General features: G+C 54.4%; 17 protein-coding genes. 9 read left to right on the top strand and 8 right to left on the bottom strand.

Annotated features, from left to right (window positions below; translation table 11 throughout):
• Positions 1–82: 82 nt before the first annotated feature.
• Positions 83–2632: an ABC transporter permease gene (locus IB237_RS19845; protein ID WP_192490449.1), complete on the bottom strand. Its 2550-nt coding sequence runs from the start codon at positions 2630–2632 to the stop codon at positions 83–85.
• Entirely contained in the window at positions 2629–3342 is a 714-nt protein-coding gene (locus IB237_RS19840) for an ABC transporter ATP-binding protein (protein WP_192490448.1), read from the bottom strand. Before IB237_RS19840 ends, IB237_RS19845 begins: the two co-directional genes overlap by 4 nt.
• Before the next feature lie 72 nt (positions 3343–3414).
• On the opposite strand from IB237_RS19840, the gene IB237_RS19835 reads away from it, so the two are divergent.
• Both IB237_RS19835 and thpR read left to right on the top strand, forming a co-directional pair.
• A complete protein-coding gene (locus tag IB237_RS19835; RefSeq protein WP_192490447.1) occupies positions 3415–4059 on the top strand; it encodes an arylesterase in 645 nt (214 codons plus the stop codon).
• Between the two features lie 72 nt (positions 4060–4131).
• The gene (gene thpR, locus IB237_RS19830) at positions 4132–4728 is read left to right on the top strand and encodes an RNA 2',3'-cyclic phosphodiesterase (protein ID WP_192490446.1); all 597 of its coding nucleotides are present in this window, start codon (positions 4132–4134) and stop codon (positions 4726–4728) included.
• Here the strand turns inward: thpR and IB237_RS19825 are convergent.
• Entirely contained in the window at positions 4659–5141 is a 483-nt protein-coding gene (locus tag IB237_RS19825) for a low molecular weight protein-tyrosine-phosphatase (RefSeq protein WP_192490445.1), read from the bottom strand. The genes thpR and IB237_RS19825 overlap by 70 nt on opposite strands.
• Positions 5142–5187: 46 nt before the next feature.
• Between IB237_RS19825 and IB237_RS19820 the strand changes: the two genes are divergently transcribed.
• The 7 genes from IB237_RS19820 to IB237_RS19790 all read left to right on the top strand — a co-directional run bounded on the left by IB237_RS19820 (position 5188) and on the right by IB237_RS19790 (position 11300).
• Positions 5188–5496, top strand: coding sequence for a 4a-hydroxytetrahydrobiopterin dehydratase (locus IB237_RS19820; RefSeq protein WP_192490444.1), 309 nt, complete (start codon positions 5188–5190; stop codon positions 5494–5496).
• Between the two features lie 51 nt (positions 5497–5547).
• Positions 5548–5925: a YkvA family protein gene (locus tag IB237_RS19815; RefSeq protein ID WP_192490443.1), complete on the top strand. Its 378-nt coding sequence runs from the start codon at positions 5548–5550 to the stop codon at positions 5923–5925.
• Between the two features lie 376 nt (positions 5926–6301).
• Entirely contained in the window at positions 6302–6805 is a 504-nt protein-coding gene (locus IB237_RS19810; protein ID WP_192490442.1) for an invasion associated locus B family protein, read from the top strand.
• Positions 6806–7006: 201 nt separating this feature from the next.
• Positions 7007–8242, top strand: coding sequence for a 23S rRNA (adenine(2503)-C(2))-methyltransferase RlmN (gene rlmN, locus IB237_RS19805; protein WP_192490441.1), 1236 nt, complete (start codon positions 7007–7009; stop codon positions 8240–8242).
• A gap of 207 nt (positions 8243–8449) precedes the next feature.
• The gene (locus IB237_RS19800; RefSeq protein WP_192490440.1) at positions 8450–9403 is read left to right on the top strand and encodes an ABC transporter substrate-binding protein; all 954 of its coding nucleotides are present in this window, start codon (positions 8450–8452) and stop codon (positions 9401–9403) included.
• A 224-nt stretch (positions 9404–9627) separates the two neighbouring features.
• Entirely contained in the window at positions 9628–10509 is an 882-nt protein-coding gene (locus IB237_RS19795) for an ABC transporter permease (protein WP_192490439.1), read from the top strand.
• On the top strand, positions 10506–11300 hold the full coding sequence (locus IB237_RS19790) for an ABC transporter ATP-binding protein (protein ID WP_192490438.1): 795 nt from the start codon (positions 10506–10508) through the stop codon (positions 11298–11300). Before IB237_RS19795 ends, IB237_RS19790 begins: the two co-directional genes overlap by 4 nt.
• 163 nt (positions 11301–11463) lie before the next feature.
• On the opposite strand, the gene IB237_RS19785 is transcribed toward IB237_RS19790, so the two are convergent.
• From IB237_RS19785 to IB237_RS19765, 5 genes are all read right to left on the bottom strand, one after another.
• A complete protein-coding gene (locus IB237_RS19785; RefSeq protein WP_192490437.1) occupies positions 11464–12021 on the bottom strand; it encodes a fasciclin domain-containing protein in 558 nt (185 codons plus the stop codon).
• A gap of 137 nt (positions 12022–12158) precedes the next feature.
• Entirely contained in the window at positions 12159–12881 is a 723-nt protein-coding gene (locus IB237_RS19780) for an anti-sigma factor domain-containing protein (RefSeq protein ID WP_192490436.1), read from the bottom strand.
• Positions 12878–13417 carry a sigma-70 family RNA polymerase sigma factor gene (locus IB237_RS19775; RefSeq protein ID WP_192490435.1) on the bottom strand — a complete coding sequence of 180 codons (540 nt, stop codon included), beginning with the start codon at positions 13415–13417 and terminating at the stop codon, positions 12878–12880. Before IB237_RS19775 ends, IB237_RS19780 begins: the two co-directional genes overlap by 4 nt.
• A 122-nt stretch (positions 13418–13539) precedes the next feature.
• Positions 13540–14187 (bottom strand): LysE family translocator, encoded by a 648-nt coding sequence (locus IB237_RS19770; protein WP_192490434.1) that lies wholly within the window; start codon positions 14185–14187, stop codon positions 13540–13542.
• Between the two features lie 71 nt (positions 14188–14258).
• On the bottom strand, positions 14259–15335 hold the full coding sequence (locus tag IB237_RS19765) for a LacI family DNA-binding transcriptional regulator (protein WP_192490433.1): 1077 nt from the start codon (positions 15333–15335) through the stop codon (positions 14259–14261).
• Positions 15336–15406: the final 71 nt, after the last annotated feature.

Genomic DNA, 15406 nt, shown 5'->3' with positions numbered 1-15406 from the left:
GCGCAACCGATGCGGTAATGGCCTTTGCTGCAGCGCACTGAGCACTTGCTGTTCCATCACGCGCACGGCCCGTTTTTGCTACTTATTCTCCAATCTGCCGCAGCACCGGCGCTGCCTTTTGACCAAGGATGCGCCAAGTGCCGAGCAACCCGATACCCACCGTCATGACCAGCGCCACAACAACGGTTCCAACCGCCACATCGGTGAGAAATGCCGATGGCAATTTCATGATGCGGGCAATGACGAACCATGCGGACACGCCGCCGGCTGCCAGTGCAAAGACCGCTGTTGCCAGGCCGAGGATCATATACTCATAGGAGAACGCTTTGATGAGCGTGATGCGTGTTGCGCCAAGGGTTTTCAGAATGACTGCGTCATGAGTGCGAGCACGGTTTCCGGCCGCCAGCGCGCCTGCCAGTACCAAAACAGACGCGATCAGGGCTACGGCTGCTGCCGCGCGGATGGCGGTTGCCAGTTGGCCGACCAGCCTGTCGACCACTTCCAGCGCGTCCTTTACCCGGACGCTTGTAATGGTCGGATAGGCATTTGTGACCGCACGCAGGATTTGTCCTTCATCGGCAGGTGTCGCTTCGGGATCGGCAAGAGTGGCAAGCCAGGCATGGGGCGCGCCCCGGAATGTATTGGGGGAAAATACCATCACGAAGTTGATCGACAGCGATTCCCACTCGACATTGCGCAGGTTTGCAATCTTTGCAGTGATGCTGCGGCCGAGCACGTTGACGGTAACAGTGTCACCAATCTTCAGGCCGAGTTCGCCAGCCTCCTCTGCGGCAAAGGAAACCAGCGGTTCGCCAGTATAATCGGCGGCCCACCAGCTGCCCTCTGTGAGCTTGGTATTTTCGGGCATGTCGCCAGCGTAGGTTATGCCACGATCTCCGCGCAGCACCCAGCGCCCGGATGGTGGAACGTCAATCTTGGTAACATCCTGGCCGTTCAGCGCAAGAATGCGACCGCGCAACATTGGCACTTCATTGATGGTGCCATTTGGTGCATTCTGCTTGACGACATTGCGGAAACCTTCCAGGTCGCTGCCCTGAATATCCACGAAGAAGAAATTCGGGGCACGTTCCGGCAGGGTAGACGTCAGTTCGCGACGCAGATTGCCATCAATCAGCGACAGGGTAACCAGCAAAGTCAGACCAAGGCCAAGTGACAGAACCACGGATGGTGTCAATGCGCCTGGGCGATGGATGTTGCCGATCGCAAGCCGCATCGCAGTCGAGTTGACGTGTGGGCTTTTGCGAGCAATCAGCCGTACAAGGCTGGCAACCAGGCGCAACACGACGAAGGCAAAAGCGACAGCGGCGAGAAAGACCGAAGCGATGAAACGGTCTTCGGCGGTCAATACGGCAAGCCCTGCCAACAACGCCAGCAACAGGCCGGTCGCCAACAGATACGGCCATGACGGCCAGCGGCCTTCATCGAAGCCCTGTTCGCGGAACAGTGCAGTGGCGGGAACCTCTTTCGCTCGACCAAGCGGCAGGATGGTAAAGGCAAGTGTTGTGATCAGACCAAAAACCGCAGCGATTAGAAGGGCCGATGGATAAAGGGTGATTTCTTTCGGTACCGGCAACACACCTGCCAGGAACTGCATGGCAATCAGCGGTACGATGGCGCCGACCACAAGTCCGATCAGTATGCCAATCAGCGCGATAAACAATATCTGGAACAGATAGGTCATTGTCACGATGATGGCCGGTGCACCCAGGCATTTGAACGAGGCAATAGTGGTGCGTTTGGCATCCAGAAATGCCCGCACGGCATTTGCAACGCCAACACCGCCGACGATAAGCGCGGTCAGACCGACAAGTGTCAGGAACTGCGAGAAACGATTGACATTTTCAGTCAGGGACGGTGCGGCGCGGTCACTGGTGCGGATCGACCAGCCAGCATCGGGATAGGCCTTGTTGGTGTCAGCGGTGATCGATGCGCGTTTGAGCGGATCTGCGAGCCTGATCTTGTAGGCATGTTCAACTAGGCTGCCTGTCTGGATCAGCCCGGATGCTACCAGAGCGTCACGACTGACCAGTAGACGTGGTGCAAAACCAAAACCATCCGAGAGCGCATCGGGTTCATTGACGATCGAGCCGGTAAGCTTCAGCCGCGCGGAACCGAGCAATATCTCATCGCCGAGTTTTACACCCAGTCGTTCAAACAAAAGCGGTGCGGCCAACGCACCGTAGCTGTTCTGATCCTTTGCGAGCAGCTCATCCAGTGGGCGGTTCGGTTCCGCTTCAAAGGTGCCGTAAAGCGGGTAAGCGCCATCAACGGCCTTTACTTCGGCCAGTGTCTGCTCGGAGCCTGAGGGCGCGCGTGCCATGGACCGCAGGCCAGTCGACACGGCAATATCACCCAGCCCTTCAAGATAACTGCGTTCTTCAGGGGTTGCTTCGCGGTTGCGCAGTTCAAAACGCACATCGCCTGCGAGAATAGCCTGGCCTTCAGACGCTATAGAACTGGTGACGGCCCGCGACACCGAATTGACGGCGGCAATGGTGGCTGTTCCGAGCGCTATACAGGCGAGAAAAATATAAAAACCGCGAAAGCCGCCGCGAATTTCGCGTCTGGCCAAACGAAATGCGGTGCGGATTTGAAAGGACGACGGCATCATGCGGATGCTGCCTCCTTTATCTCGGTCGTGCTGGCCGAATCTTCGACAATCTCGCCGGACCGTACCCTGATCTGGCGTGAGCAGCGGGCCGCCAGAGCGGGATCATGGGTCACAAGGATCATCGTCATGCGACGCTCGGCCTGTTTGGAAAACAGCAGGTCGGCAATTTGTCGCCCGGTTTCGGTGTCCAGATTACCAGTCGGCTCATCGGCGATCAGCACGGCGGGTGACGGTGCAAGCGCACGGGCAATTGCAACACGCTGCTGTTCACCGCCGGAAAGCTGGCCGGGATAATGGGAAAGACGCTCACCCAGACCAACTGCCTGCAATTCCTTTCGGGCAATATCAAACGCGTTTTTCACATTGGCGAGTTCCAGCGGCACAGCCACATTTTCAAGCGCCGTCATGTTGGCGATCAGGTGAAACGATTGGAAGACGATACCGATATTCTTGCCGCGAAAATCGGCGAGCGCGTCCTCGTTCAAATTGTGCAGCGCCTTGTCAGCGATGTGAATTTCGCCGCTATCCAGCCTTTCGAGACCTGCCAGCACCATCAGCAATGTCGATTTGCCGGAGCCGGAGGGACCAACGATGCCGACCGCCTCACCTTCACCAATTTTAAGGTCAATTTTTTTCAGGACGTGAACGGAAGCAGCGGCGTTTCCAAGTGTCAGGTCAGCCTTGTTCAGCTCGATAATGGTTTTCGTCACAGAATAGGTTCCTATATAACAGGAGATAAGGCGATTTTTCGCGATGTTCTGAAACAACTTAGGAGAGGTACGATGGGATTTAAAGCCGCCGCGTTTCACTTCATCGTCATTTGTGCAGTCTCGATTTTCGCCTCTGGCGCGAATGCGCAGGACCGGACCTTGCAGTTGGTCGGGCTGGGTGACAGCCTGATGGCCGGTTATCAACTACCACCGACCGACAGTTTTACTGCCAAACTGGAAGAGGCTTTGAAGGCGAAAGGTGTCAACGTCATCGTAACCAATGCCGGTGTCTCCGGCGACACCAGTGCTGGCGGTCTGGCACGTGCCGAATGGTCTGTTCCTGATGGCACTGACGGTGTGATTGTCGAACTTGGTGCCAATGACGCACTGCGGGGTATCTCGCCGGACGAGACCGAAAAAAACCTCGACGCCATCATCTCAGGTTTCAAGAAACGCAACATTCCGGTTCTGCTGGTCGGTATCATGGCGCCACCCAACATGGGTGACGACTATGCAGCGCGGTTCAACCCGATTTACAAGCGTCTGGCCGATAAATACGACCTGGTCCTGTATCCGTTTTTCCTGGAAGGTGTGGTGCTGGATGCATCCCTGAAACTGGAGGATGGCATGCACCCCAATACGGAGGGTGTGGACGTGATGGTCAAAAACGCCCTGCCTGTGGTGGAAGAGTTCATCAAGACAATTGGTGGGCAATAAAAATAAGCGCTTGCGTGCGAAGGCATTGCATGATTCGCTGCTGATATCTGCAAGAGATTCGGGGAGCTCGCCATGCCGAGACTATTTACCGCTCTCGAAATTCCACGCAACGCGGCGTTAAGCCTTTCTTTGTTGCGTGGTGGTCTGCCGGGTGCCCGGTGGATTGATGTGGAGAATTATCACATAACCCTGCGCTTTATCGGCGATATAGACGGACGTACTGCCGATGAGGTGGTTGATCGTCTCGACCGGATAAATCGGCCGGAATTTCAGCTCAATCTGAGCGGTATAGGCTCCTTTGGTTCAAAGAAGCCACATTCACTATGGGCCGGTGTTTCACCCTCGCCCGAGATGAGTGCGCTTCAGGGGGAAATTGAACGCATCTGCCAGCGGATCGGCCTGCCGCCTGATCCGCGCAAATTCATGCCACATGTAACTTTGGCACGGTTGCGCAATTCCCGGCTGGACGATGTAGTGCATTATCTTTCGGGGCGGGGCGATTTCAGAACGGTTGACTTCACGGTCGGGCGCTTCGTGCTGATGTCGTCAAAGGAATCGGTCGGCGGCGGTCCTTACATCGTTGAGGAAGCGTTCCCGCTCTACGAGACGTCACCCTCGGCGTCGATCTTCTCCAGTAGGGACCTGCAGCCGGCAAAGAGCATGTTGTAGACGCTCAGAAAACCGTCTTCGCCGCCATAATAGGGGTCCGGCACGTTATCATTTGTGCCACTCACATATTGGCTGAACAGATGTACCCTGTGCCGCAAGCTTTGCGGACAGGATTGTAGAACACGGCTGAGGTTGTCGTCATCCATACACAGGATGAGATCGAAGTGCTCAAAGTCATCCCTTTTTATGTGCCGGGCACGCTGGCCGGAAATATCAATGCCGTGCTGGGCCGCAATCGCCACCGAACGTGGATCGGGCGCGTTTCCCGCGTGCCAGCCACCGGTGCCGGCGGAATCCACATGGAACCGCTCTTGCTGTTGCGCTGTTTCAGTGATGTGTGTGAAAATGCCTTCAGCCAGTGGCGAACGGCATATATTGCCCATGCAGACGAACAGTATCGAGACTGGTTTCATGCTGTGATCCATAAACTGAGCAACTTCAATTTGGGAGGTCTATGCCATGAAATACGACAGGCTGGAGACGGCTGCAATTGAGCAGGAACTGAAAAAACTGGGCGGTGGCTGGGTGATGCGTCCAGATGGTCTGGCAATAACAAGAACATTCAAGTTCGCGAACTTCTCGGAAGCATTTGGCTTTATGGCGCAAATCGCCCTATCGGCGGAAAAGCTCAACCATCACCCCGAATTGCGCAATGTCTATTCCCGGGTGGAGGTGGTGTTGACGACTCATGATTCACAGGGTGTCAGCGAAAGGGATTTCCAGCTTGCTGCTTGCATCAATAAGGCAGCGGCGGGACGAGGCAATTGAACAGCGCTGAAAAACCACCATATTGGCTGGTAGACGGAGGTTGCTGAGACAATGGACGATATCAAGATCGGTGAAATCTTGTTGCCGGGCGATCCTGATACCCAGGAGAAACGCGAGAAAGAGGTTCGGTCGAAGTTCTGGCCGAAGATGCGTCGTGCCATAAAACGCGTGCCTTTTGCCCGTGATGCCGCGGCCGCTTATTACTGTGCGATGGATCCGACGACGCCGATGCGTGCCAAGGGTATTCTCCTTGCAGCGCTCGGATATTTCATCATGCCGGTCGACGTGATACCGGACATGTTTGCGGTGATTGGATTTACCGACGATATTGCTGTTTTGACAGCGGCGCTGGCGATGATCCGCGCCAATATCAAAATGGAACATTATGATGCTGCCGATGCCATGTTAGAGCGTCAGGAAGAAGAATGAGAACTTAACTTGCTCGCTGCCTTGCTGCGCGGGAAAAGAACAAATTCTCGCCTTAAACTTTGTGTCAATGCTGTAGGCAGAGACAGCATCCGACACCAAATTTCCCCTTATGGCTCACGATGTCTCCCAAAAGTGGGAACCGGTTTTGGGACAGAGACATGCGTGAATACGGCGCGTAAAACGTGTTGCATCACTGTGAAGAAGCAAGGTGCCTCAACGTCGCGGAATTGTAACAGGGCGATACATTTTCGTTATTTTATCGTTCTTGTTGACGGTTTGGTAACCCATGTTAAGCCAAACTAAAAATGAGAATAACTTCATGCGCCCGGCAGAGCCGTTCCGGGCATTTGGTGACAGTAAACCCGGCAGGAAATCAATGTTTGTAAGAAGTGTAGCAACCGCAGTGGCAATCCTGATGACAGGCGCTAGCCTGGCCTATGCACAGTCGCCCACGCGCATCCAGCAGTTCAACGCATGGGGTGCTTATTCGTACAAATCCGGTAACAGTACCGTGTGTTATGTGTTGTCCATTCCGACAACCAAAGAGCCAGCAAATGTAGACCACGGTGATATCTTCTTCATCGTATCGCAGCGTCCGGGCCAGAACATCTCCTATGAGCCGCAGGCCATGGTTGGCTATGCGTTGCGCGAAGGTTCCAAGGTCAATGTAACGATCGACAACAAGAACTTCGTGATGTTCACAAAGGACAAGGCTGCTTGGGTTGAAAATGCAGCTGAAGAGCCAGCACTGGTTGCCGCGATGAAGGGTGGCAAGAGCATGACCGTAAAGGCTACATCTGGCCGCGGAACTGCAACGTCCTACTCCTACTCACTATCGGGCATTTCTGCTGCCCTTAAGCAGATCGAAACCTGCAAGTAAGTCTTTTGCAGTGTATGTTTTTGAATGGCCGGTCACTGACCGGCCATTTGCGTTGAGGCGGGAATAATGCTAAAGGCGCGGCAACAAACCGCAAGCGGGCGCATTTTTGCTGCCTGCCGCTGATTTTCATGACATGCAGACGATGTTCCGGCCTTTTGAAGCGGCCGCTTTCGATGCTGTATTCGATGATGGGATATTGCGATGTCCGTAATGGAAACCGCTGGCCTGGCTATTAAGAAGCCTATTGTTGCCAATAACGATCTGATGTCTGGCAAGCCCAGCCTGATCGGGCTTACCCGTGAAGACATGGCCGAAGCGCTGGTCGATGCCGGCGTGCCGCAAAAGCAGGTCAAGATGCGCGTCAGCCAGTTGTGGAACTGGCTTTATGTGCGCGGTGTCTCTGATTTTGACAACATGACCAATGTTGCCAAGGATCTGCGTGAGACGCTAAAGGCCAAATTCACCATCGCCCGCCCGGAGATCGTTGAAGAGCAGATTTCCAATGATGGTACGCGCAAGTGGCTGATGCGTTTTCCGCCACGCGGTGCAGGCCGTCCGGTCGAGATCGAAACCGTTTATATTCCCGAAGAGGGACGCGGCACGCTGTGCATTTCCAGCCAGGTTGGCTGCTCGCTGACCTGTTCGTTCTGTCACACCGGTACGCAGCGTCTGGTGCGTAACCTGACGGCGGAAGAAATTCTCTCGCAATTGTTATTGGCGCGTGACCGGCTTGGTGACTTCCCAGATGGCTCGACGCCGGTTGGCGCCTATGTGCCAAGCGAAGGTCGCAAGGTGTCCAACATCGTGATGATGGGCATGGGCGAGCCGCTATATAATTTCGAACATGTGAAGACAGCACTGCTGATCGCGACCGATGGAGACGGCCTGTCGCTTTCCAAGCGTCGTGTTACGTTGTCGACTTCAGGCGTTGTGCCGGAGATTTTCCGCACTGGTGATGAAATTGGCGTGATGTTGGCGATCTCGCTTCATGCGGTACGCGACGAATTGCGCGACATGCTGGTGCCGATCAACAAGAAGTATCCGCTGAAAGAATTGATCGAGGCCTGCCGAAAATATCCCGGCCTGTCCAATGCGCGCCGCATCACTTTTGAATATGTGATGCTGAAGGACGTCAACGACAGTCTGGAAGACGCAAAGATGCTGGTCCAGCTTCTCAAGGGCGTTCCAGCCAAGATCAACCTCATTCCGTTCAACCCGTGGCCGGGCACCAACTACCAATGTTCGGATTGGGCGCAGATCGAGAAATTTGCCGATTTCATCAATCAGGCAGGTTATGCATCGCCGATCCGTACACCACGCGGTCGTGACATTCTTGCTGCCTGTGGGCAGCTGAAGTCGGAGTCTGAGCGCATGCGCAAGACCGAGCGTCTGGCTTTTGAAGCCATGATGATTGCCAACCACGGAGCAGACGATTGATCGTTTGATACGCCGTCTCTCATGTCTTGAGACGGCGTCCCTCTGTTTTATGCCGTCGTCTAGTCCCAACCCGCAGTGCCTTTCAGTGTGGCCGTCGTGAAGTCAATATAGCCATAGGAATAAGCCTTTTCTGGCCGTTCTCTGATTGATTTCAAATCATCGCTTTCCTAAGAAGATATCCGAAACAAAAAACTCGGAGGATCATCCATGCGTTCACTCATTCTGGCACTTGCGGCAGCAACCGCACTTGTCCTGCCTGCCAAGGCTGAAACCGTTACCGTCGCCGTTACTGCAATTGTTGAGCATCCTGCTCTCGATGCAGCCCGTGATGGTGTTAAGGAAGCGCTGGCCGAGGCTGGTTACAAGGAGGGCGAAAACCTCAAATTTGTCTATGAGTCCGCGCAGGGTAACCCGGCAACTGCCGCACAGATCGCCCGCCAGTTCGTAGGCGACGCGCCAAACGTCATCGTTCCGATCTCCACACCATCCGCACAGGCTGTTGTTGCTGCCACCCGCGATATTCCAGTTGTTTTCACTGCGGTTTCCGATCCGGTTGGCGCGCAGCTAATCAAGGAAATGGAAAAGCCAGGTCGTAACGTTACAGGCCTTTCCGATGCGCTTCCGGTCAACGAACATCTGGCGCTGATCAAGGAAATCTCTCCTGAGGCCAAGACTGTCGGCTACATATACAATTCCGCAGAAGCCAACTCGGTTTCCACGCTGGAGTTGCTGAAGGCTGAAGCTGAAAAGGCTGGTTTAAAGGTCGTTGAATCCGTCGCAACCAAGTCTGCTGAAGTGCAGGGCGCTGCCCGCTCGCTGGTTGGCAAGGCTGACGTGATCTACGTTCCAACCGACAACACAATTGTATCGGCCTTCGAAGCTGCTGCTGGTGTTGCCGCTGAAGCGAAAATCCCACTGTTTGCTGCTGATACAGATTCCGTTGCCCGTGGTGCAGTTGCGGCACTCGGCTTCAACTATTTCGACGTTGGCAAACAGACCGGTGCTGTTGTCGTGCGTATCCTCAAAGGTGAAAAGCCTGGTGATATCGCTGCAACTGTTGCTGTTGGTACCGATCTCGTGATCAACAAGACCGTTGCGGAAAAGGTTGGTGTGACGTTCCCGGAAAGCGTTGTGAAGCGCGCCACCAAGGTTATCGAATAAGCAGGATAGGGCTGCCTTAGGGCATCCTCGTTTTGTCTTGAGAAAACTGCCGCACGATCTTCGTCATGCCCGGGCGTGTCCCGGGCATCGTCAAAGGTAGATGTGATCCAATCCTCTAGGCAGGATTGCGACGACGGGATCAGCGAGCAGCTTTCATGGCAGTTTAGGAACTGCAGTAAATGCGCCCAGTGTGAGCATTGGGCGATAAACCAAGGATTTTTCTTGTGAGTCAAATCGCCTTCTGGGGTGCTGTAGAAATGGGGCTGGTTTTCGCCTTTGTTGCTATTGGCGTTTACCTCGCATTCCGTGTGCTGGATTTCCCGGATCTGACCGTAGACGGTTCTTTTCCGCTTGGTGCAGCCGTTGCTGCGGTTCTGATCATCGCAGGTCTGAACCCTTGGCTCGCTTCCGCCTGTGCGATGGCGGCCGGTGCCGTTGCCGGTGTTGTGACCGCAACGCTGAATGTCCGCTTCAAGATCCTCAATCTACTCGCGTCAATTCTGACGATGATTGCGCTGTTTTCTGTGAACCTGCGTGTCATGGGCAAACCGAATGTGGCGCTGCTCAATCAGGAAACGATGATCGAACCATTTTATGGTCTTGGTCTGTCTGAATATCTGGTGCGTCCGTTGTTCGTTGGAGCCTTGGTGCTAATCGCTGTGATCGTAGTTTGGCGTTTCCTTGAGAGCGATGCTGGCCTTGCCATGCGTGCAACCGGTGCCAACGCCCGCATGGCGCGTGCGCAGGGTGTGAAGACCGGCAACCAGATTTATCTCGGTATGGCAATTTCCAACGCACTTGTGGCGCTTGGTGGCGCATTGTTTGCCCAGACCAATGGTTTTGCCGATGTGACCTCCGGTGTCGGCACCATTGTTGTGGGACTTGCTGCCGTTATCATCGGTGAAACGCTGTTTGGGGCTCGTGGTATCCTGATTGCGCTGATCGGCTGCGTGTTCGGTTCGATTGCCTATCGCCTTGCCATCCAGCTGGCGCTGTCCAGTGACAGTCTGGGATTGAAGGCATCCGACCTTAACTTCGTTACGGCGGTCCTGGTGGCGATTGCTCTCATCCTTCCTAGACTGCGTCGCGGAGGAGCATCATCATGATCGCGCTCGATGGCATTCAGGTTATCTTCGGTCGAGGCACGCCGCTGCAAAAGCAGGCGCTGTCGAAGGTCGATCTTAAAATTGAAGACGGGTCTTTTGTTACCGTTATCGGCTCCAACGGTGCCGGCAAGTCGACGCTGCTCGGCGTTCTGGCGGGTGACGTTCTGCCGACTGCTGGCAAGGTCACCATTGGCGGCAGTGATGTAACACGCAAACCAACGGCCAGCCGTGCTGGTAAGGTCGCCCGCGTGTTTCAGGATCCACTGGCTGGCAGCTGCGGTGCGCTCAGCATCGAAGAAAACCTGGCGCTTGCGGCATCACGTGGCAAGTTCCGTGGCCTTCTGCCTGCCTTGGGTGGTGGTCGTCGTGACTTCTTCCGCGAACGCATTGCCTCGCTTAATCTGGGGCTTGAGAGCCGCCTGAAAGACCGCATGGATCTTTTGTCGGGCGGTCAGCGCCAGGCTGTATCGCTGGTTATGGCAACGCTTGCCGATTCCGATGTGTTGCTGCTCGACGAACACACGGCAGCACTTGATCCTGGCATGGCGGAATTTGTCATGGAATTGACCCGTAAGGTCGTTGAAGAGCGCAAGCTCACCACTTTGATGGTGACTCATTCCATGCGGCAGGCGCTGGATTATGGTGACCGCACGATCATGCTGCATGGTGGCGAGATCGTTCTCGATGTGTCCGGTGAAAGCCGCAAGGGCCTTCAGGTCGAAGACCTTATCGAGATGTTCCGCAAGATACGCGGTCAGGCACTTGATGATGACGAGTTGCTAATCGGTTGATCTTATTTTGGCCATCCCGGTTGATCTGTCATTATGGGCAATTGTTGCCCAGCAGCCGGCAAAAAGAGAGGCGCCGATATAAGGCGCCTCGAAATCTCAGGTGAGATTTTTTTCTTCATCCGAAGCCCCAGTGAATGCGCTCCGGTTCCTGCGCCGATATCAATTACATTTTCGGCAGCAAGACCTTGTCGATGACGTGAATGACGCCATTCGATTGTTTGACGTCGGCAATGGTGACGTGGGCTTCATTGCCGGCTTCATCGGTTAGTGTGATCTTGCCCATGCTTTCCTTGGCTTTCAGGATGCAGCCGCCAACGGTTTTGACGTCATGGGTGCCGCCATCGTCCTTGATCATCTTTTCAATCGCGGTCGACATGGCATCTGCAGCAACGACATGGCAGGTCAAAATCTTGGTAAGCTGAGCCTTGTTTTCAGGCTTTAGCAGGGTATCCACGGTTCCTTTTGGCAAGGCGGCGAAAGCTTCATTGGTCGGGGCAAAAACCGTAAATGGTCCCTTTCCCTGCAGCGTTTCGACCAGTCCGGCAGCCTTGACAGCGGCGACCAGTGTGGTGTGATCCTTGGAGTTCATGGCGTTTTCGACGATGTTCTTGTTCTCATACATCTCGGCGCCGCCAACCATCGGGTTTTTGGCCTGAGCTGCGAATGCAACCGTTGAAACTGCTGCGGCAAGCGCAACCATGCGTAGGGTGGATTTTATCATGGCGTATTCTCCTCTGGTTCCGCCAATCGCCACCAGCGTTGTTGCAAGCGGCATATCCGGGACATGAAGAGATACGGGTGATGTTCACACGAAGTTTCAGGACGGAGACATTTTTATTAAATGAAGGAAAAGCAAACCTACAACTGGCGCGTTGTTCCACTGGCGAGAACTGGGCCTGTTGGTTTGCCAGTTGGGGACCCACCATAGGGCTCGAGGCTGACAGCCAGGGTCATTCCATCATGTAGCGCATCTCGCATGTCGACCGGCACGATCATTTCCGCATCGCTATGCGGGTCAATCACGCCAAGCGACCGAGGGCTTCCGTCAGCATTTACCAACCAAAGTTCGAGAGATTTTTGCTCCTTGTCCCCCGCCGCCATCGGAGTCAGAACCATTTTTCCCGTCTCTGCGTCATAAGCCACCATGACGGCCATTGGTGTGTCGGGAGATGATAGTTCGGCCATGTATGACATACGTGTTGATGGCTGGGATGATGGTGACATAACCATTATGACCACGGCGATGGCCGCAGCAGCGGAGGTCAACGCCGTCATACTTCGCCAGAAAGCGAGCGAACTCCAAATTCGGGACGGGGACTCGATTTGGTGCTGAGAGACCCCAAATAGGCGGTCCTCGACCCTGGCAAGCGTCGCCGCATTCGGTGCGATAGGTTCATAGGCATTGTTGAGGCTAGAAAATTGCTCTTCCCAGTTTTTGACAATGTCGGCGAAGGTTTCGTCGGTGAGAAGACGTTGTTCAACGTTTTTCCGGTCAGCAAACGACAAAACGCCCAGAACATACTCTGCGGCGATGATGTCATCTCGGGGATTGCTCCCTCCAGTTTGCTTCGGGCCTGTCATCTCTCCATGCACTCTTTGAGTTTGATGAGACTGCGTCTCAACCATGTCCGCATTGTATTCAATGGTACAGCGTACCGATCTGCAAGTTCCTGATAGGTCATTCCGTCCAGATAAGCGCGTTTTACGGCCTCCGCACGGGTTTCGTCCAGCTCATCGAGACACAAATCTATTGTGCGACCTGTGTCCCTTTGCAATGTCGCCTGCTCCGGGTTTGGGGCCTGATCACTCAGATCAAAAACCTCATCCAACTCGCTGGCTATCGGTTTACGCATACGAATCATATCAATTGACTGATTGCGTGCAATTGTTGCCAGCCAGCTTTCCGGAGTACCGGATATGGCCGAAAACAAATGAGAACGTTGCCAAACCTTGACGTAAACTTCCTGCAGCGCCTCGTCGGCATCTGTCCGATCTTTTAATATACGCAGGCAAATGGAGAAAAGTTTCGAGCTTGTCTGGTTGTAAAGCACAACAAAGGCCTTGCGATCTGATAGCGCAATATTGCTTATCAAGCGGGCAAGGTCTTCGTTCGGCATTTCTCCATCCCGATGTCACAAAGAACAAAACGCTCTTGCGTTCTCTAAGGGTCGACGTTTGAACGTATAGCTCGTGGCAAGTCGCAACAAACTCTCCTGCCGAAGGCCTGCGCGCTTTGCTTTTATTTGGTTTGGGTGAGGAAAATCTTCACTGCAAATAGCGAGAAGACCCCGGCGATCGTATAATCCAGCCCGCGCAAAATCTTGCGATTACGCTGCAGCCACGAAGACAAGGCATCTGCGGCAATCACAATGCCGATACCGATTGGCAGCGCGACGATAATCGACCAGATACCAAGGAAGATCAGCTTTCCGGTAACGTGCGGATCCGACGCGCTGACGAATTGCGGCAAGAAGGTCATGAAGAAGATGATGACCTTCGGGTTCAGCAGATTGACCCACAGTCCGTTCACAAGCGCGGAAACCCACGACCCTTGCGTCTTTTCCTCTGCAGGTTTCGCCATCACGAAATCGGAACCTTTGCGAATGGCCTGAATGGCAAGCCAGACGAGGTAGGCAGCGCCACCGGTCTTCAAGATCAAAAAGGCGGTCGGTGAGGCAACGATGAGGGCGGCAACACCAAATGCCACCAGCATGGTGTGAACGGTAATGCCAAGATTGGTACCGACCAGGGTCATGAAGCCCGCAGCACGCCCCTCACGCAGGGAGCGGCTGATCCACAGCGTCATGTCCGGACCGGGCGTGACAGCCAAAAGCAGAATAGCGATGGTGAATGCAATGAGAGTTGGCAGGGTTGGCACGAAATCCATGAGAATGGCACCCGGTTAATGTGTCCTTTGGCCAAGCTGTAGCGGTATTTTATAATTCTGCCAATCGTTGCTTATATTAGGCTTGCGGAAAATGATCGTGGTGGTGCCGTGCTGTTCCGCAAAACCAGCTTCACATCCAAAATTTGACTGCTTGCCAGTTCCTCGTCATTCAGGATGGCACTTACTGCCTTGGCAGCAATGTCTTCGAATGGCTGCTGCATCGTGGTTAGGGCTGGCGTGCTCAAGGCCGCTTCGGGAACACCGTCAAATCCAATGATCGAGACATCGTTGGGAACAGATATGCCACGTTCAGTTAGCCACTGTATGGCGTAAAGCGCGATGCGATCTGACATGGCAAGCAGTGCTGTTGGTGGTTCAGGTGCCGAAAACAGCGCTTCCAATGCGTTAACGACGCTCTTTTTGTCGTTGAGCGTGGCGTGGATCGCAACGTCCTGCGGATTGATGTCGAAGTCCCGCAGGGCATCAAAATAACCTTCGATGCGCAGTCTAGCGCTGGATGACATTGCGGAGGCTACCGCCTCTGGTTTCACCGTTCCCGGAACTGCCGAGCGGTGGGTGATCGCCAAGACGGCAAAGTTCTTATGGCCAAGTTCTGCCAGGTGCCGGGCAGCGGCTTCTGCGCCCTTGCGATTATCAATTTCGATGATCGGAAAGCCGTCTTCGGCGTTTTCCAGCGCCAGCGCAACGCAGGGAACCTGTCGTTGTCGGCTGAGATCGACCAGCCTGCCACCTTCTTTGACACAGAGAAGAATAAAACCATCAACCAGAGCGCTGTTGATGTTCCAGGCCAGTTTTTGCTGATTGCGGGCAGAAACGAGTGCAATGCCAGTGCCGGTTTCATCGCAAACATCACTGACAGCCTTCATCATGGCGCGTGCCCATGGGTCATCAAAGAAATAGGATAGCGGCTCCAATGATGCGACGCCGATGGCGTTGAACTTGCCGGCACGCAGCAGTCGGCCTTTCACGTCAGGTCCTTTGTAGCCAAGATCCCGCGCGATACCGAGCACACGTTCGCGGACTTCTTCGCGGACGATTTCCGGCCGACTGAAAACATTCGATGCAGTCCCTTGGGAAACCCCTGCCGCCTTGGCGATATCTGCCAGTCTTATCGGGCCTTTTGTCAAAACCACTCCTTTATGTCGTCATAAAGGTAGCAGTTTTTTGTATCGGTTCAAGAAACGTTTGACAGAGCGAA

It is taken from the genome of Agrobacterium sp. AGB01 (assembly GCF_014851585.1).
Lineage (GTDB): Bacteria > Pseudomonadota > Alphaproteobacteria > Rhizobiales > Rhizobiaceae > Agrobacterium.
The sequence above is the reverse complement of the archived record's forward strand: the minus strand, read 5'-3'. Positions and strand labels throughout refer to the sequence as shown.